Origin of the sequence: Marinoscillum pacificum, from assembly GCF_024714495.1 — a bacterium.
Taxonomy (GTDB): Bacteria; Bacteroidota; Bacteroidia; order Cytophagales; family Cyclobacteriaceae; genus Marinoscillum; species Marinoscillum pacificum.
Window position 1 is genome coordinate 34,897 of record NZ_JAMZMJ010000017.1, and the last position, 18,063, is coordinate 52,959.

Here is an 18,063-nt window from a genome sequence, read left to right on the forward strand (position 1 = left end):
TTTAACATATTGATAATCATATGAGTAAGATTTCTCGTTACCTCGAAATGACAAATGAAAGTAGCTTTTGAGACAGCTTCCTACTATTTACTTTAAAATGATTTTCTGTGATTGTATTTGATCCCCGATGGAGTATTTCAAAATGTAGACTCCTTTTTGAAGTGATCCTCTATTCCAGGTAATTCGTTTTTCATTATTTGTAACTATATCTGATACCTTCTTTCCTTCCAGATTATATACCTCAATAGTAGAAGGTACATCCTTGTCAAAAATCAAGGTAGCTGAAGTACTAATCGGATTCGGATAAATCTCAATGTTTGACTTAACTGATTCTTCAGACAAAATGATATTTTCCTGAATGCTCAGATTATCTACAATCCAGCCAAAACCCGTACCTCCAGCTTCACTATTCAATCTAAACCTCATAAGAATAGGTTGACCATCTGCGATTGTTTTCTTAAGGTCAACAGTGTGCGTTTTGAAAAGTGACGCATCAACAGATCCACTTGTAAAGGCAGATTGCCAATCTTCGTATAAAGATGCATCATAAGCATCCTCCAGCTCACTCCAGGTACGTCCATTGGTAGACACTTCGAATACTACGAAATCACTTTCTGGCTGCATCAGTGCAATATCATCGTAGGTCACTAATCCGCTAAATCTGCTTACTGTAACTGGATAGTTAAAATAGGCGACTGCCTCAATTCCAGACTCATAAGGATGAGCTGAGTGAAGTGATGCTTCGTTTAAGGTTTCATCGGTTCCTACCGTCAGCCCAATAGTAGTGAAGTCTGATGGATCGCTAAAATCTGTGAAATGTTTGTCTTTGGCCTCTCCCAGCTTTAGTAAGAACCCTTCTCCCTGTTCTGACACGTATTCATTGCCACTTCTATATCCAATTAATTTGATCTGCTTCATACCACTTGTTCCTGCAGATGGCAAAGAAACAATTGTACTTCCAGCAGACAATTCATAAGCCGCCGCCAGCAAAACATCATCCAAATACACTTCTACAGAATCAAATGTCGATCCTAAATCCATTTGAAATACCCACTCTCCATTTACATTCGTATAACTATTGGTAAAAGCTGGAGGTGGTAACAACCCATCAACTGTTACTGACCAGATTCCTCTGCCATAAGTAGCTATGACAATCTGATCTTCTACCTGCTTAAAGTCGTAAATATTCACCGGAGGCATATTTGAATCAAGAAGACCCCATGTAGCTCCACCATCAAGCGATTCGATGATTCCAATTTCTGAACCAACCCAAACCTTGTTTTCATCCGTTGGGAATACATAAATACAATTCACCGCTACGTCTGGGAAGCCTCTGGTACTTCCGTTTCCACTACCATCAAATCCGGAAATATCTTCCCAGGATTGACCAAGATCCGTCGTTTTAATCACCTTAGGAAAACCAGCATATGAAAACAAAATATAGGCTACAGAATCATCAGATGGATGTGTTCCAAAACCAGAAACAGAGCCCATGTCAAATTCATCATAATTTTCTGTTGGAGCAAACAAATCCCCTCCGTCCGTAGAAACATAAAGTCTCTCGCCTGAGTAGTGTGATCCTCCTGCCCAAACTACCTCTGGGTTGGCATAAGAAATTTCCACATCCGCATTGTTGTTGAAACTCCACAAACTGCTATTGGTCATTGAGGTAATTGCCCAACTAGTACCGAAATCCTCTGATTTATAAATACCACTAGCTGCCACCGTATATAGCACATCTGGATTCGATTTATGATTGGCCAGCCTGGAAACAAACGGTCCATCACTTTGTAAACCTGAAGTTGCATTTGACCAACTAGAACCGCCGTTGATCGTTTTAGCAAAGCCATTGTATTGTGATCCACCTATGATCTTATCTTCATTGATGGCATGCCAGATGGTTTCAAACCCATCGCCTCCAATACCGAATGTTGACTGAGCATCAGGTCCGCCTTCTACTCCAGCAGCATGATACCAGGTACCATTGTCCTGCATTCCTCCAGCATATCGATTAGAGCCCGGTGCCTTATCAGCGCTATAAAACTGAGTAGTATTGTAGCCATAACTTATAAATTCATAATCTCCTTCTGTAGGGCCAGGATCTGTTGACGCAACTGTACGATAAACGCCTCCATCATTTCCAACCAACATTCTAAATGTCTTAGCACTTTCATCCAAATCATAAATTACAATATTGTGCTGATCTGGATGTAATCCCGAAGTTCTTGATGCCTGCGGAAAGTTGTTTGCTCCACCATATTGCGCATAGGCATCACTCACACTCGTCAACTCCATCACTTTTCCGTTTGTAGACAAGAACTCTACAGCCAGATTACTCTGAGGCAAATTACTTGCATCAAAAGACGCTCCTGAGGCCAACACTGGCCAGAAGAAATACATCTGGTTCACCTCATGCCCCCCAACAGTGGCAATCGATGCACTTGGTGTAGCGGAATAAGAAGTTTTATGAATGTACAAATACTCTCTAGAGTGTGAAGTTTCTGCTCCTTCTGTATTATTGGCAATGAGATTCCATGCACCATCTTCCTGCTGATCTCTAAATGACACCATCAGCTGCACATTATTCTCAGTATCCCATACCTGAAAGGGCACCTCAACATAATCTTCGTAGGTATAATCTTCTGCAGGAACACCAGAACCCTGTCCATCAACAGTAAAGCGATGAGCCATTTGCGTACCTTGCCCAAAACGTATTTCTACCGGCAACAAATCTGCAGCAGCAACTTCACCAAGGTCCATTCCACCTCCTAAATAGCCACCACCAAAATTTACAAACGACATAAATGCTTCCGTTCCATTTTCTGAAGGATTCAACGTTCTTACCACACCGGCATCCGCGCCAGTTAATTCGAACTTCCAGGTATCGACTCCTCCTACATAAACAATGTCTTCATCAAAAGGATGAGCAGTAATGATATTGTCATACCAGCCCTGGCCTCCTAAAAAATCTTCGTTCGTTCCAGCATCATCTACTACTAAAAACCAGTTTTGTGCTCCGTCATTGGTAACATATAGATCAGAATTGCTTCCTCCAAGTGATCCTTCCACAGACGCCCAAAGCCTATTTGGATTTACCGGAGAAATACATATTTCTATTCTTCCAGAGGGAACCATTCCAATGCTAGCATCTGTCCAGTTAACACCACCATCAGTAGACTTTATCACTCCGGATGCATTAACTGCTACATAAAGAATGTTAAAATCAGTAGGATCAAATGCGATATCATCATATCTCACATTCGTGGAAGAACGCAACCTTGTCCATGTAGATCCGCCATCAATAGTCTTGTAAATGGCAGCACTAAAGGCACCCCATACAGTGCTTCTTGTAGTTGCAATCACTACATTCTCGTCGTTTGGATCAACAACAATTCGAGACACGTTTTTGAAATCAGGAAAAACCGAAGGGTCAGCAATCTGCTCCCAGGTTGTGCCCTTGTCTGTTGACTTAAACATCCCTGCACCATCAATATCGCTTGTAAAGTGCTCGCCAGTACCTGCATAGATCACATTGGTATTGCTCGGAGCCATTGCCAATGTATTTACGCCAAGGTTTGGTAAATCATCAGAAATATAAGCCCAATTAGTTCCTGCATCAGTCGTTTTCCATATACCTCCACTTGCAGCACCAGCAAAGAAGGTTTGATGAGTTTCATCATCAGGATCCACTATGAGTGCACGAGTTCTACCGCCCACGTTTCCCGGACCTCTTTCTTCGAAAACTAAATCATCCGCACTCGTACGTGCTTTGGCTCTTTTTTGAGAAGCGTTCTTAGCTTTCATGAACTCTTCCATGACTTGATTAGGACCGTATTTTGGGCCATCATCACCATGTTTCGTTCTTATTTCCTTCTGAATTATACCGTGAATCTCTGGTGCCTCAGACTTCACTTTTCCGTTGCGCTTCTTTTCAATTTTTTCTTGAGCCCATTGCTCATAGGCTGTCAACTCGGATTTTTCAGTTGGGGCAAAATAATAGATAGCACTGGTTGCGCTAGCCAGTAATCCTGTTAAAAGGGCCGCCTGGGTCCTGGTAAATTTCATGTGGTTGTGAATTAGGTTTTTACTTTATTTGGTTAATGTTGATGTATCGAATATTGGTGTCCTTAGACTGTTTATTCTCTACAACTCCTGCGATTTCCTTCACAGCGAGTACAGCTTCATCTGACCACTTTATTATCGCATTCATCCGTTCGGGACCATAAAGTGTTTTTAAAGACTGTGTATCAAGTACGATAACAGTCTTCCATTCAGATCCAACATATTCTGGTTTGGTATAGCACAATGCTAATTTACCCTGGTCTTCACGAAGGTATTCTGAACCAATTTGATTGGTGATCTCTTCTACGATCTCAGAATCAGTAGGAAGTTTTTCGGAGCTTTTGCAAGAAGCAAAACCAACCGCAATGAGCATGAGTAATAGTATTCGGTACATTACCCAAAACTAGAAGTTTTGTCAAAATATATAGCAGCTTTTAATCTTAAAGATTCTTAACTCCCTGAGGAATAGATGCTAGAACAGACTTATAACCTTACTTTTTGAAGAAAGAATCAACAAACTCCATTTTATTAAACACCTGGAGATCTTCTACTCTTTCTCCAACACCTATGTATTTAACTGGAATTTTAAATTGATCTGAAATGCCAATAACCACCCCACCTTTTGCAGTACCATCAAGCTTTGTGATGGCTAGTGAAGTCACATCAGTTGCTTTTGTAAACTCTTTGGCCTGAATAAAGGCATTTTGTCCTGTACTTCCATCCAATACCAGCATCACTTCATGTGGAGCTTCTGGAATGAATCGCTGGATGACCTTTTTGATTTTCGACAGCTCATTCATCAGGTTTACTTTCGTATGCAAACGTCCAGCGGTATCAATGATCACTACATCCGCATTGTTATCTACACCATATTTCGCGGCATCATATGCCACGGAAGCTGGATCAGTATTCATCCCTTTATGAATAACTGGCACTCCTACTCGCTCACCCCACATGATCAATTGATCAACGGCAGCAGCCCTAAATGTGTCAGCTGCTCCTAGAACCACGTTTTTACCAAGTCCCTTAAGCTGTGCAGCAAGTTTTCCGATAGTTGTTGTCTTCCCAACACCATTAACACCTACCACCAAAAGAACATATGGGCCATCTACTTTTGGCAAATCAAAGCTCTCCAGATCTTCTGTATTGTTTTCTGACAGAAGACCGGCAATCTCTTCTCTAAGAATTCGATTTAACTCTGAAGCATTGAGGTATTTGTCTTTCGCGACACGCTCTTCTATTCGATCAATTACCTTAACTGTGGTTTCTACACCTACATCCGAGGTAATCAATATCTCTTCCAGTTCATCCAGAACCTCTTCGTCTACAGTAGACTTTCCTACTACTGCTTTTCCAAGTTTATTGAAAAAGCTTTCTTTCGACTTTTCCAAACCCTTATCAAGAGATTCTTTTTTCTCTCTAGAGAATATGTTACCTAGTTTCATAGTTTCAAAATTAGTTAGGCTGCCACAAAGGTGTTTTTATAGCGAAAGCAAAAATACCATGTTTTAGTTCAGAGGGAACTCTATGGCCTATATAAATTGACGGCTTGAAGCCTGACTTTGAGCAATTTGCGGTAAAAAATTAATATGACTAGAAAAAGTCGCTTGACCAATTCCTACTCAACTCCAAAACGAAAAGCCGTAACGAAAAATTCGCTACGGCTAATGCCTTAAATATCTTCAAGCGTTGGCTTAGTTTTTCTTAGCCAATACGTCTTTTACGTCTGCCTCAAGAACCATTTCTTCCTTATAGGTGTAACCACCTTTTTCGTTCTTAACGGCTCTGATTACTTTAGCGAATTTTGCTCCGCCGGGCTGCTTTAGGGTTGCAACTACTTTCTTAGCCATGGTTATTTAATTTCTTTGTGAACTGTATATTTTCTCAAAATAGGGTTGTACTTCTTAAGCTCAATACGCTCAGGAGTATTTTTTCTATTTTTAGTTGTGATGTATCTTGAAGTACCTGCTACACCAGAGTTCTTGTGCTCAGTACATTCAAGTATAACCTGTATTCTATTGCCTTTCTTTGCCATGATTCTTGCCCGATTATTAAAAGGAGTGCAAATCTAGAAAAGAATTTTTAATTGAACAACTTATTTCTCATCCAAAGATGGTAAATCCAGATCATTGAAGATGCTTTTCTCTGTCATCAACGCTTCAATCTCATCACTTTTTCTTGGTGCAAGGTCAGAAAGCAACTCACAACCCTCTTTAGTCACCAGATAATCATCCTCTATTCTCACTGGAATATCCCACCATTTTTCATCACATGGACTTCCTGCGGGGATATAAATACCTGGTTCAATAGTGATCACCATGTTTTCTTCTAAGGCCGCATACTCTCCTTTATCATGAACATCCAATCCAATATGGTGACAACATCCATGTGGATAGTATCTATTACGTCCTGTCTCAGGATTGACCATATCCTTATCTGAAGTACTCTTATATAGCCCAAGCTCCACCAGCCCATTATTAACGACATTGGCAGTAGCCTGGTAGACAGAACTAAAAGAAGCCCCAGCCTTACAAGCTTCTTTACCCGCTTCCTGCGCTTCATAAACCAGGTCATAGATCAGCTTCTGCTCTTTGGTGAACTTACCATTTACAGGAATAGTCCTTGTTACATCAGCAGTATATCCGTGATATTCTGCACCAAGATCCATCAGGATCAGTTCACCATCTTCTATCTCAGGCTTATAGTTATCTATATAATGAAGCACACAACCATTGTGTCCTGCTCCCACAATACTTGGATAACCTTCATATTCCGCCTGATATTTTTTGAAAATGAATTCATGAAGTCCCTGAATTTCTGTTTCTGACATTCCTGGCTCCAATGCCTTCATTACCTCCTTCTGACCTAAAGTAGAAATATCAATCGCCTTTTTTAGCAGATCAATCTCGTCTGCTGTTTTAATCCCACGCAATTGACGCATGATATTGTCAAGTGTCTCAGTATCCAGATTGCTTGACTTAGGCTCTGTTTCTATAGCCATCGCATCTTTACCGTACCCTACCTTTTCTTTGAAAGTCTCGATCAAATCGTATAGATCCGCTTCCTCAGAAGTATTTCTCACGTCATCCTCAAAATCATAGAACAAGACTTTATCAAACTTTGAGAAATCGATATTCATTTCTGCAAAATCAGGTCCTTCGAAAGCCAATTTGAAGTCCAGCTCTTTTACAGCACCTTCTTTTCCCAACCTTGCACCATCATACATCTCTCGAAGCGCATCGTGCTGTCTTACGAAAATCAATTCGTTAAAAGAAGATCCGTTTGCTTTTTGCTTATCCTTAAACAATAGCAATACAGCGTGTGGCTCTCTATGTCCAGTCAAATAGTAAAAATTAGGATCCTGGTGGTACACGTAGTTCACATCATTTGCTCTGTTTCTTACCGGATTGGCAAAGAACACGGCCACAGAATTATCGGGCATCTTATCTCGCACCAACTCTCGACGTTCTTTATGAAAATCATTTGTTAAAAAATCATCTGGCTTGGTCAGCTTCTGTGACCAGGATGAAATACATATGAATAACGCGATGGAAGCAACAATTGCCTTTTTCATTTTAGATTTTAATTAGGTTGAGATATATCGTTTACTTGGTTTCTACTGTAATGTCGGCAGAATAAATGTAATAGTTTGGATCATGAGTAATGGAAGACTCACTAGCATCCACCTGCAAATCTCCCCATCGAGTAGTAGGAGAAACCTTCACTGATTTGCCATCAACAATCAATTCAGTAGTCATATCAAAACCATCAACAACATTGGTCCATCGACCTATAATCTTTCCTTCTGTCACAAAATACTCTAAGACCGGAACTCGATAATCTCGCAAATACTGATCAAACACTTTACTCAAATCAACCCCGCTTTTATCCGAGATATAGTTTTCGATTTGACTTGTAGTCACTGTTTGGTGATAAAACTCTTCATTTAATCCTCTTAGTATGGATCTCCACTTTTCATCATCACCTACGATTTGGCGAATCGTATGCAGCACGTTGGCTCCTTTATTGTACAAGTCATCACCATTATCGTTCACATCATAGTTACCAATCATACTCGAACGATTTCCTATGCCCATGCGCTGACCTCTCACATACTCGGCTCCAGCCTCTTTTCCGTAAAAATATTCAGTGAATAAACTTTCAGAATAGCAGGTAAAACTTTCATGCACCCACATGTCTGCATAGTCTTTGTAGGTAATGTTATTGGCAAACCACTCATGTCCAGACTCGTGAATAATGATGTAGTCCCACTTCAGTCCCCAACCAGTTCCACTCAAGTCTCTACCTAGATATCCATTACCGTATTTATTGCCATAGGTCACAGAACTCTGATGCTCCATTCCCAAATATGGCACTTCCACTAACTTATAGCTATCCTCATAAAATGGATATGGCCCAAACCAATGCTCAAATGCCTCCAAAGTTCTTACCGCATCTTTAAACTGCTCTTTTGCCTTATCCAGGTTTTCTCGGAGGACATAATAAATCATGTCTAGTTCACCCTTTTCGCCAGGGTATTTTTCACTGAAAGTCACATAGTCACCAATATTCAAATTGACCCCATAGTTGTTGATTGGATTAACCACCTTCCAGGTGTAAGTCTTGGTTTTATCTTTCTTGTTTTTGGTGGTTTTAACCAAACGCCCGTTTCCTACAGCAACCAAATCTTCAGGAACAGTAAAACTCATCGACATTCCCTCATCATTCTCATCATACATGTGGTCTTTGTTTGGCCACCACACACTAGCACCTAGACCTTGACAAGAAGTCGCAATAAAAGGCTTCCCATTGGAATCTTCTTTCCAGGAAAATCCACCATCCCAGGGAGCCCTGATCGCTTCTTTTGGCTCTCCGTGATAAAACACTGTGATTTCTTTTACCGCTCCTTTTTCCTGAACAGCCTCCAGCTGGATAAAATGAGCATTTCCCTCATGAATAACTTCAAGGCTTTTACCATCTTGCATCACTTTATCAATGATCATTGGCTCCTGCAAGTCTACCTGCATCACTTTACCTGCCTTTAAGACTTTGTAGCGAATGAGATTAGATCCAGAAATGGTTTTATTAGGGATATCAACGGCAACATTTAAATCATAGTAGCGCAGATCCCACCATTCTCTTTCGGGGGTAATACTGCCTCGTAATGAATCCTGACGCGTATACTCCTGTGCAAAAAGTGAAGAGCAAACCAATAATGTGAGTAGAAAAAGTGATTGACGCATGTAAGCTTTTAGTTTTTAAAAGCTGCCAATTTACTGAGTAGTAAGTGAACTCAGCAATGAGTTTACATCAACTAGCGCCAATAATTACATGAGTGGAGCAGATACAAACCAAAAAGCCTCTAACGTCAGACGTCAGAGGCTTCAATATTGTATAAGGTAAGACGAATTAAAGGGAAGTAGTTCCTTTAGCTCTCGCTTTTTTGATCTCGTTGTATATTCCGTTTTTGTTGATGTTTCTCAACATGGAAGTAGACACTCTGATCGTTACCCATTTATCCTCCTCAGGAATATAGAATCTCTTTTTCTGAAGATTTGGATTAAATCTTCTCTTCACTTTGTTGTTAGCGTGAGATACGTTATTTCCTACCTGTGGTCTCTTACCTGATATTTCGCAAACTTTTGACATGATTTCTCAGTTTTAAAAAACGGAGTGCAAAGATCGTAAGATTCTTTAAAATAACAAACTAGGCTTCTAATTTCTTTTAAAACCATATGGACAATGCCTGCAGCCACTTTTGCAGCAGTAGCCTCTTTTTCGGTGATATTTCTCTGTGAACACCAAAAATCCCTCTTCGGTGTAATAAAAATCCTCTTCTTCGAGACCTTTATACTTCTTTCCTTTCGCCATCTCCAACCTAAAATAGTACTTTTGAAAACCTAAAAATCAAAGCATTGTTTACAAGCTGAGGAGTTTAAATAAAACATTTTATGGCGACAGATACCAAAAAGAAATCGAGCAAGGAATTTATAGACCTTGAAAACCAACATGGAGCACACAACTACCACCCCCTGCCTGTTGTGTTGTCCAAAGGTGAAGGAGTTTATGTGTGGGACGTAGAAGGAAAAAAATATTACGATTTTCTTTCGGCATATAGTGCGGTGAATCAGGGGCACTGTCACCCAAGAATTGTCAATGCACTCAAAGAACAAGCAGAAACATTAACTCTAACCAGCAGAGCTTTTTATAATGATGTGCTTGGTCCATACGAACAGTACATGACTGAGTACTTTGGTTTTGACAAAGTACTTCCCATGAATACAGGCGCTGAGGCGGTAGAAACAGCTATCAAAATCTGTAGAAAGTGGGGATATGAAAAAAAGGGTGTAGAAGAAAACAAAGGTCAAATAGTCGTATTTGATCAAAACTTCCATGGTAGAACTACTACCATTATTTCATTTTCTTCTGATCCCGATGCTCGCAAAAATTTTGGCCCATATACTCATGGCTTTATTAAAGTAGCTTATAATGACATTGAAGCATTAAATGAAGTATTTGAAGAGCATTCGAACATTGTCGGAGTGCTTATAGAGCCTATTCAAGGTGAGGCTGGGGTAATGGTTCCTAACGACGGCTATTTAGCTCAGATTGGAAAACTTTGTAAACAAAACAATGCGCTTTTCATTGCAGACGAGATTCAAACAGGAATAGGTAGAACTGGTGAATTACTCGCTGTGAACTACGATCAGGTTAAACCAGACATGGTCATTTTGGGAAAAGCACTAAGTGGAGGAGCTTATCCTGTATCTGCAGTTTTAGCAGATAACCATATTATGGAGGTAATTACACCTGGAACTCATGGCTCTACTTTTGGAGGAAATCCTCTTGGAGCTAAAGTTGCTATGGCTGCTTTGGAAGTCATCAAAGATGAAAAACTAACAGAGAATGCACGCAAATTAGGAGATCAATTCCGAGAAAGAATGAAAAAACTCATTGAGAAAACTGATTTGGTTTGCCTGGTAAGAGGCAAAGGCTTACTTAATGCAATTGTTATTAATGACCATCAGGATAGCAGTACTGCGTGGAACATTTGCATGAAACTTAGTGAGAATGGATTGCTTGCAAAGCCAACTCATGGAAATATCATTCGTTTTGCTCCTCCTCTGGTTATGACTGAAGAGCAGCTTCACGAATGCTGTGATATTATTGAAAAAACAATCTTAGAGTTTGCATAAACTGCTGATTCTAACTGATCAAGAAACGCGAATCGAATTGGTTCGCGTTTTTTTGTGGCCTATAACACCCTGTAATCCTTAACTCAACTCTCAAATACTAAAAGTCGTCCAGCTATCGGTAAATTCGATCGAATGACCTTCCATGATTCTATAATTCGTTTTATTTTTCAGTTTCGTTTTCCCAAAAACGACCAACGAAAACTATACGGGCATCTAACCTTGGAGCTATACTCCCACCGGTTCCAATGTTTTCTTTCGCCCGTTTTACAGATGTTTATGAGGCTGTGGTAGGACAGCCTCTTTAAAAATTATTGACTGACTCTATGTTGAAAAAACTGTCTATTCGGCAAAAAATGCTTTTGCTGATTTTGGGAATTACTATTGCCACCTATGCAATCACTATGACCTATGTAGGTTGGTTTTTAGGCCAAAAATCAATTGCTGATGCGAAACAGCTTGCAGACCTGGGAGCTAAAGAAAAAGCCAATGAGATCCAATCAGATTTTGAAGGCTACCTGTCACTTTCACGGGCTATGGCCAAAATCATAGAGGACTATCCATCTCTGCCATTCAAAGAACGATTTAATCTAGAAGGACAACTCCTTCAAAAAGTCTTGGCGAGCAATGTTGATTTCAAACAAGTATGGATCAGCTGGGAAATGGGAGTCATTGACCCCAGATGGAAGAAATCTTTCGGACGAGAACGACATGCTTATACAAAACTTCAGGATGGAAATACACGTGAGTTCTCAGATTCTACAGACCTGGAAAGCCACAACTCGCAAAACTTTTATTATGTGCTTCGCGAAACAGGAAATGAAGGCGCGGCTGAACCCTACTTCTTTGCTCCTAATGCCTGGCCCGGATTGGTAGGAACGAGTATTGTAAGTCCAATAAAGAAAGGCAATGAGTACTTAGGTCAGGTAGGCTTTGACTATGCTACAAGTCAATACATGAATACAACGGATTTCGAGGCATTCGACAGAAGTTATGCCATGATCTTCTCTGAGTCCGGTATTGTAGTAGCCCATCCTCAAGACTCACTGGTCAATCATCCATTTAACAAACTGGCATTTCTCGAAGAAAAGGATCTGGAGTTTTTCAAATCTCAACTTGAAAACCATGATGTCATCACTTTTGAGCGATATGACCAGCTATCACAAGAAAAGGTCTATGTCAATTTACGTAGTGTTCCAATAGGCACTTCAGACATGTTTTGGGTGGTAGGAACCGTGGTTCCTTTGGTAGAAATCACCAAAGAATCCAATCAGATTATTCTTAATGCAACCTTAATCGGCATTTCTGGATTGGTGTTATTGATACTTGCCATCATGTTCATCACCAAGAAAATTATCACCTCACTACGCGAATCCGAAGGCCTTCTGAAAAAGCTTGCAAAAGGTGAAGTGGATGCTACTACACAATTGGAAGTAAAAGGATCTGATGAACTAAGCAGTATGGCGAGATCTGTTAATCAGTTGCTAACTGAACTAGCCAAAAAAGCGGATTTTGCGAAGGAAATCGGCGAAGGAAATCTACAGAGCTACTTTGAAGCCTCCGGACCAAATGATCTACTTGGAAACTCTCTTCTTCAGATGAGAGGAAACCTTCACAAGGTTATTGATGAAGTAAATTCAGTAGTTACTATTGCTGCGGAAGAAGGCAACTTATCAACCCGGATAGACTTAGAAGGTAAACTGGGAGTTTGGAGAGAGTTGGCGCACACCATTAATGAGTTATTAGCTTCATTTTATGCTCCTTTTCATTCTATAAGCACGATTGCACAGCTTATGGCAAACGGAGATCTCTCCCAACAACTGGAGGAAGCAAAAGGGGATGTTGGTGAAATCACTACCAACCTAAATTCAGGTTTGGCTAACCTATCCCAGCTGCTATTGGATGTTATCGAACACGCACGAAACATCCGTTTATCTGCAGAAGATATGCTGGCCGTAGGAAGTGATATGAATACAAGCACTATTGAAATATCAACTGCCATTGAAGAAATGAGTAATGGTGCTACGAAGCAAGTGAGCGAAGTTGATCGAACTTCACAATACATTGAGAAAATCATGCATTCATCCAGAGGCATGGAAGAGCAAGCTCAAAACATTAACAAGGCTGCTGCCAGTAGTACAGAAAAAACAGCACAAGGTCTCGATCGGATCACCAATGTGGATCAAAGTATGAAAGATCTCTCTTCGTATTCTGAAAAGACTAATGAGTCGTTTCGAGTGTTTGCGGATCGGTCCAAGGAAATCTCACGAGTGCTGGGTGTAATTACAGAAATAGCCTCCCAAACAAACCTACTTGCACTGAATGCAGCGATAGAAGCTGCTCAGGCAGGAGAAGCCGGAAGAGGATTTGCAGTCGTTGCAGAAGAGATTCGCAATCTTGCCGAGAGCTCCAGGCAATCTGCTAGAGAAATTGAGGAATTGGTAAGTGCTGTTCAGCAAGACTCCAAGGAAGTAGCAATTACGCTAGATGATATGACCAATCGAATTCAGGCAGGTGAAATCGCTTCAAGAGAAGCATCCTTTGCCTTTAAAGAAATAGCCAACTCAACAGATGAAACATTAAAACTTGCCAAACAAATATTTGATGCCAGCATCGAACAACGCAATGACATAACGGAGATAGTGAAGGTTACCGAATCCGTAGTGGTAATAGCTGAAGAAACTGCTGCAGGTACAGAAGAAGTATCAATGTCCTCTGAGCAACTGAGTCAAGGAATGACTAACTATAAAAACCGATCAGAGGAATTGGAGCAAATTTCCAATCAGTTAACTGAGGCTATTGAGAAATTGAATTTAAGAAAAACTTCATAGAGGCCACTTTTCAGAAACAAATCGATGGTAGTTTTTTACTAATCGACAGATTTACAGGACTCATACAAAAAGCGAACTAAATATCGGTTCGCTTTTATATTTTCATGGCCTATACCGTAACGCTACATTTATGTTTAAGTCATTATTCCTCATTAGCGCCATAATGATCGGAAACCCTGACACTGATTTGAAGAATCTGATTGATTCCTCCATCAAATTAAGGGAATCAAATTGTGACAGTGCCTTTGTACTTCTCGATGACATTGATCCCTCCTACTTATCAGCGCAAAGTCTGCCAGATCAGGCTGAAGTTACTCTTCAAAAAGGCTTGGCCAAATACTGTCTGGGAGAGTATGATAAAACCCTACCCCTATACCAAACGGCAGTTGATCTATTCGACTCAGCTGAGATGCCTGAAAGAGGAGTGTTGACCTTAAATCTCATTGGCACACTTCAGAAAAAACAAGGGCTCTTTGATGTGGCACAAACCTACTATGAGCAAGGACTAGAACTTGCCAAGAAAAATAATGACGATGAAGGGATAGGTAACAGCTTAAATAATATTGGTCTTGTTTATTTACAACAAGATCAGATTCATGAGGCAAAAAAGTATTTTTTAGAGTCTACAACTTACAAAATAATGGCTCAAGACACTCTGGGACTCAGTTACAACTATGACAATCTGGGGCAGGTATATGGACAAAACGATCAACTAGATAGCGCCATTTATTATTTTGAATTAGCAGCTGATTATAAGAACAAAGTCGGTGAGCGCGTAGGCGGGGCCATTGTGCAAAATAACATCGGGGAAGCTTTGTTAATTGCTGGGCAAGCAAAAAGAGCAGAGGCGTATTTCCAGAAAGCTTTGATCATCGCAAAAGAAACGAGCTTTGCTGATTTCGAACAGCATGTTTTGTTACAACTGTCCAAAGTCTATGAAGAGCTTGGCAACATGACACAAGCATTTGATTTATACAAACAGCATGTTTCATTGAATGACAGCTTATTCAATATTCGAAAGACCAAAGCCATAGCAGAGCTGGAAACGAAGTATGAAACAGCGAAGAAAGAACAACAAATCACCTTGCAGCAAGCTGAAATCGAAGAACACAGAATACAGAATCAACGGAATCTGGCAGTCATTTTAGGACTTATTTTAGTGGTCCTAATGCTAGTGATTATTGTGCTCTTAACACGAAGTAGGTCACGTAAGAAACAAGCAATTATCCTGAAAGAAGCTGAAATCAAGCTACGCGAAACACAGATAGAAGCGGCTATTTCTAGTCAGGAAAAAGAACGCACCCGCTTTGCCAAAGACCTACATGATGGATTTGGTCAGATGATCTCTGTTCTAAATCTCAACTTAAAATCACTGGAAGATGGAGACAAAGACAAGCATGAAGTTTTCGAAAGCTCCAGCAAAGTACTTGATGAAATGTATCAGGAACTCAAGGGTATCTGTTTCAACCTGATGCCTCAAACCTTGATAAAACATGGCATCACCGCCGCGATTAATGAGTTTGCGGGGCGAATAAACAATACTGGAAAGTACTACATTCAAACGGACTTCTTTGGTATGGAAGACAGACTGACTGATGTGCAAGAAATATCCCTGTACCGAATCACTCAAGAATGGGTCAACAATATTTTGAAGTACTCCGATGCATCCAAAGTAACTGTTCAAATCACTAGAGACGAGGAAGAAATTACGTTGCTCATAGAAGATGATGGAAGCGGCTTTGACCTGAATGTCCTTAAATCAGGCAAAGGCAATGGCTGGAAGAATATGAACTCGCGAGCAAACCTCATCAATGGAGAGCTGGAAGTAGAAACTACACCAGGAATGAGAGGCAACACGCTGATTGTGAATGTGCCTGTAGCAGTTAGAATCGACCAAAGTATTGAATTAGTCAAATAGTTTGCTGCTTTTAGTTAGATAATTGTGTCAAGTATATAGTGAATGCTTAACTTCATTAATCCGCTACAAACGAGATTAAATGAAGGCCCTATTCATCTTTTTGTCATTACTTGTCTCCATCTGTTCTATAGGTCAGAATAGAGAGATTGATAGTCTAAAATCCTTACTACCAGTGCAATCTAATGCCGACAAAATATCTTCTCTGAATGAGTTGTCCTGGCATTACCGAAGTATCAATATTGACACAGCTATTTCACTAGCGGAACAAGCAATCGCTATTTCGAATGAAATTCAGAATACAGAATTGCTGGGAAGATCGCTAAACAATCTTGGAGCAGCCTACCAGGCTACTGGCTCCTATGATACCGCTATAGTAATTTTATCTCAATCTCTAGACTTGATAAGTCAGGTTCAGGATTCAAGCCGTTTGTCTAGTATACTGAATAACCTTGGTATTTGCTACGATGAACTAGGCCAATACAATAAAGCACTAAGTAATTATTTTGACGGTTTACGAATTGCTGAAGACCAAGCTGATCTTGAAAAAGAAGCATTGATCATAGGTAATATTGGCATTGTTTATAAGAAAATGAAGTCTTATAGCAAAGTATTGGAATACTACCAACAGGCATTAGATATCTATACAACATTAGATAATACATTGGGTGTAACGATTATGACTGGAAATATCGCTTCAGTTTATATCCAACTAAAAGAGTTTGATCTTGCCATCGAATACTCCTTTAAAGCTAAAAATCTCTACGAACAGCTGGGCTACCTAAGATATGTGCCTTACTCTGTGGGAAATGCAGCCATTGCTTCCGATAGTTTAAATAATAAAAACGCAGAAGCATTATACCTGGAATCAATTGCCGCCCATGAACAATTTGACAACCAGTATGAACTAGCATTTCAATACAAAAATTTAGCTTCCTATTACATCAAACAACATAAACTTTCACTGGCAGAATTATACGCAAAAAAAGCAATTGATGCCGCCACAGCAATTCAAGCGAATGAAATGTTAAAAGATGCTCTGGCTGTAGCTTCACTAGCAGCTTTTGAATCAGAAAATTTCAAACAAGCTTACCTGCTTCAGAAGGAAATGGAAGAGATAAAGGATTCGTTGTATGAAAAAAGTAAAACTCGTCAGATTTTTGAACTTCAAACCCAGTATGAAACAGAGAAAAAAGAGCATCAAATTGCTCTTCAAAATGCCAGAATTAATGAACAGGAAACTGCTAATGAGCGAAACATTGCCATTATTTTTGGATTAGTGATAGGATTAATGCTATTAATCTTGCTGGTGATAGCAATGAGATCCAGATCCAGGAAAAAGCATGAACTACTAAAACAAGAAGCGGAAATTATACTTCGTAAAACACAGATAGAAGCGGCTATTTCTAGTCAGGAAAAGGAACGCACCCGCTTTGCCAAGGACCTACATGATGGATTTGGTCAGATGATTTCTATCTTGAACCTCAACTTAAAATCTCTGGAAGATGGAGACAAAGACAAACATGAAGTGTTTGAGAGTTCCAGTAAGGTACTGGAAGAGATGTATCAGGAACTGAAAGGCATCTGTTTTAACCTAATGCCTCAGACTCTCATCAAACATGGCATCACCTCCGCGATTAATGAGTTTGCGGGGCGAATTAACAATACAGGAAAGTACAACATTGAAACAGACTTCTTCGGTATGGAAGAACGACTGACTGATGTACAAGAAATATCCTTATACCGAATCACTCAAGAATGGGTCAACAATATTTTGAAGTACTCTGATGCATCCAAAGTAACTGTCCAAATCACTAGAGACGAAGAAGAAATAACGTTGCTCATAGAAGATGACGGAAGCGGCTTTGACCTGAATGTCCTAAAGTCCGGAAAAGGCAATGGCTGGAAGAATATGAACTCGCGAGCAAACCTCATCAATGGAGAGCTGGAAGTAGAAACTACTCCAGGTATGAGAGGCAATACGCTGATTGTGAATGCGCCATTCATCATTGAAAAACCCGAGTTGCAACTAGCATAACCCTGAAATATACCCTTGAGAAGG

Annotated in this window: 13 protein-coding genes; 4 read left to right on the forward strand and 9 right to left on the reverse strand. The window is 40.1% G+C overall.

The genetic code is table 11. The features are described 5' to 3' along the window. Positions 1–87: 87 nt before the first annotated feature. The 9 genes from NXS00_RS24200 to NXS00_RS24240 all read right to left on the reverse strand — a co-directional run bounded on the left by NXS00_RS24200 (position 88) and on the right by NXS00_RS24240 (position 9,933). Positions 88–4,065: a VPS10 domain-containing protein gene (locus NXS00_RS24200; RefSeq protein WP_258101871.1), complete on the reverse strand. Its 3,978-nt coding sequence runs from the start codon at positions 4,063–4,065 to the stop codon at positions 88–90. A gap of 19 nt (positions 4,066–4,084) precedes the next feature. Then, on the reverse strand, positions 4,085–4,456 hold the full coding sequence (locus tag NXS00_RS24205) for a hypothetical protein (RefSeq protein ID WP_258101872.1): 372 nt from the start codon (positions 4,454–4,456) through the stop codon (positions 4,085–4,087). A gap of 97 nt (positions 4,457–4,553) precedes the next feature. Then, complete coding sequence (gene ftsY / locus NXS00_RS24210) at positions 4,554–5,507, reverse strand: signal recognition particle-docking protein FtsY (RefSeq protein WP_258101873.1); 954 nt, start codon at positions 5,505–5,507, stop codon at positions 4,554–4,556. Between the two features lie 249 nt (positions 5,508–5,756). After that, positions 5,757–5,912 (reverse strand): DUF4295 family protein, encoded by a 156-nt coding sequence (locus NXS00_RS24215; RefSeq protein ID WP_258101874.1) that lies wholly within the window; start codon positions 5,910–5,912, stop codon positions 5,757–5,759. A 2-nt stretch (positions 5,913–5,914) separates the two neighbouring features. Further along, on the reverse strand, positions 5,915–6,097 hold the full coding sequence (gene rpmG, locus NXS00_RS24220; protein ID WP_258101875.1) for a 50S ribosomal protein L33: 183 nt from the start codon (positions 6,095–6,097) through the stop codon (positions 5,915–5,917). Positions 6,098–6,157: 60 nt separating this feature from the next. Beyond that, the gene (locus NXS00_RS24225; protein ID WP_258101876.1) at positions 6,158–7,636 is read right to left on the reverse strand and encodes an aminopeptidase P N-terminal domain-containing protein; all 1,479 of its coding nucleotides are present in this window, start codon (positions 7,634–7,636) and stop codon (positions 6,158–6,160) included. 31 nt (positions 7,637–7,667) lie between these two features. After that, positions 7,668–9,305, reverse strand: coding sequence for a M1 family metallopeptidase (locus NXS00_RS24230; protein ID WP_258101877.1), 1,638 nt, complete (start codon positions 9,303–9,305; stop codon positions 7,668–7,670). 166 nt (positions 9,306–9,471) lie between these two features. After that, complete coding sequence (gene rpmB / locus NXS00_RS24235) at positions 9,472–9,711, reverse strand: 50S ribosomal protein L28 (protein WP_258101878.1); 240 nt, start codon at positions 9,709–9,711, stop codon at positions 9,472–9,474. Between the two features lie 66 nt (positions 9,712–9,777). Beyond that, entirely contained in the window at positions 9,778–9,933 is a 156-nt protein-coding gene (locus NXS00_RS24240; RefSeq protein WP_258101879.1) for a C1orf53 family protein, read from the reverse strand. A gap of 80 nt (positions 9,934–10,013) precedes the next feature. Between NXS00_RS24240 and rocD the strand changes: the two genes are divergently transcribed. The 4 genes from rocD (at position 10,014) to NXS00_RS24260 (ending at position 18,039) form a co-directional block, all read left to right on the forward strand. Further along, positions 10,014–11,258: an ornithine--oxo-acid transaminase gene (rocD, locus tag NXS00_RS24245; RefSeq protein WP_258101880.1), complete on the forward strand. Its 1,245-nt coding sequence runs from the start codon at positions 10,014–10,016 to the stop codon at positions 11,256–11,258. A 323-nt stretch (positions 11,259–11,581) separates the two neighbouring features. Next, positions 11,582–14,086 (forward strand): methyl-accepting chemotaxis protein, encoded by a 2,505-nt coding sequence (locus tag NXS00_RS24250; RefSeq protein ID WP_258101881.1) that lies wholly within the window; start codon positions 11,582–11,584, stop codon positions 14,084–14,086. A gap of 130 nt (positions 14,087–14,216) precedes the next feature. Continuing rightward, on the forward strand, positions 14,217–16,004 hold the full coding sequence (locus tag NXS00_RS24255; RefSeq protein WP_258101882.1) for a tetratricopeptide repeat-containing sensor histidine kinase: 1,788 nt from the start codon (positions 14,217–14,219) through the stop codon (positions 16,002–16,004). A 79-nt stretch (positions 16,005–16,083) separates the two neighbouring features. Beyond that, a complete protein-coding gene (locus NXS00_RS24260) occupies positions 16,084–18,039 on the forward strand; it encodes a tetratricopeptide repeat-containing sensor histidine kinase (protein ID WP_258101883.1) in 1,956 nt (651 codons plus the stop codon). Positions 18,040–18,063 lie beyond the last annotated feature (24 nt).

Coding starts and splice junctions, on each gene's coding strand:
- NXS00_RS24225 (WP_258101876.1), bottom strand. CDS start 7,636: ATGAAAAAGGCAATTGTTGCTTCCATCGCGTTATTCATATGTATTTCA.
- NXS00_RS24260 (WP_258101883.1), top strand. CDS start 16,084: ATGAAGGCCCTATTCATCTTTTTGTCATTACTTGTCTCCATCTGTTCT.
- NXS00_RS24215 (WP_258101874.1), bottom strand. CDS start 5,912: ATGGCTAAGAAAGTAGTTGCAACCCTAAAGCAGCCCGGCGGAGCAAAA.
- NXS00_RS24200 (WP_258101871.1), bottom strand. CDS start 4,065: ATGAAATTTACCAGGACCCAGGCGGCCCTTTTAACAGGATTACTGGCT.
- NXS00_RS24230 (WP_258101877.1), bottom strand. CDS start 9,305: ATGCGTCAATCACTTTTTCTACTCACATTATTGGTTTGCTCTTCACTT.
- NXS00_RS24205 (WP_258101872.1), bottom strand. CDS start 4,456: ATGTACCGAATACTATTACTCATGCTCATTGCGGTTGGTTTTGCTTCT.
- NXS00_RS24255 (WP_258101882.1), top strand. CDS start 14,217: ATGTTTAAGTCATTATTCCTCATTAGCGCCATAATGATCGGAAACCCT.
- rocD (WP_258101880.1), top strand. CDS start 10,014: ATGGCGACAGATACCAAAAAGAAATCGAGCAAGGAATTTATAGACCTT.
- ftsY (WP_258101873.1), bottom strand. CDS start 5,507: ATGAAACTAGGTAACATATTCTCTAGAGAGAAAAAAGAATCTCTTGAT.
- NXS00_RS24250 (WP_258101881.1), top strand. CDS start 11,582: ATGTTGAAAAAACTGTCTATTCGGCAAAAAATGCTTTTGCTGATTTTG.
- rpmB (WP_258101878.1), bottom strand. CDS start 9,711: ATGTCAAAAGTTTGCGAAATATCAGGTAAGAGACCACAGGTAGGAAAT.
- rpmG (WP_258101875.1), bottom strand. CDS start 6,097: ATGGCAAAGAAAGGCAATAGAATACAGGTTATACTTGAATGTACTGAG.
- NXS00_RS24240 (WP_258101879.1), bottom strand. CDS start 9,933: ATGGCGAAAGGAAAGAAGTATAAAGGTCTCGAAGAAGAGGATTTTTAT.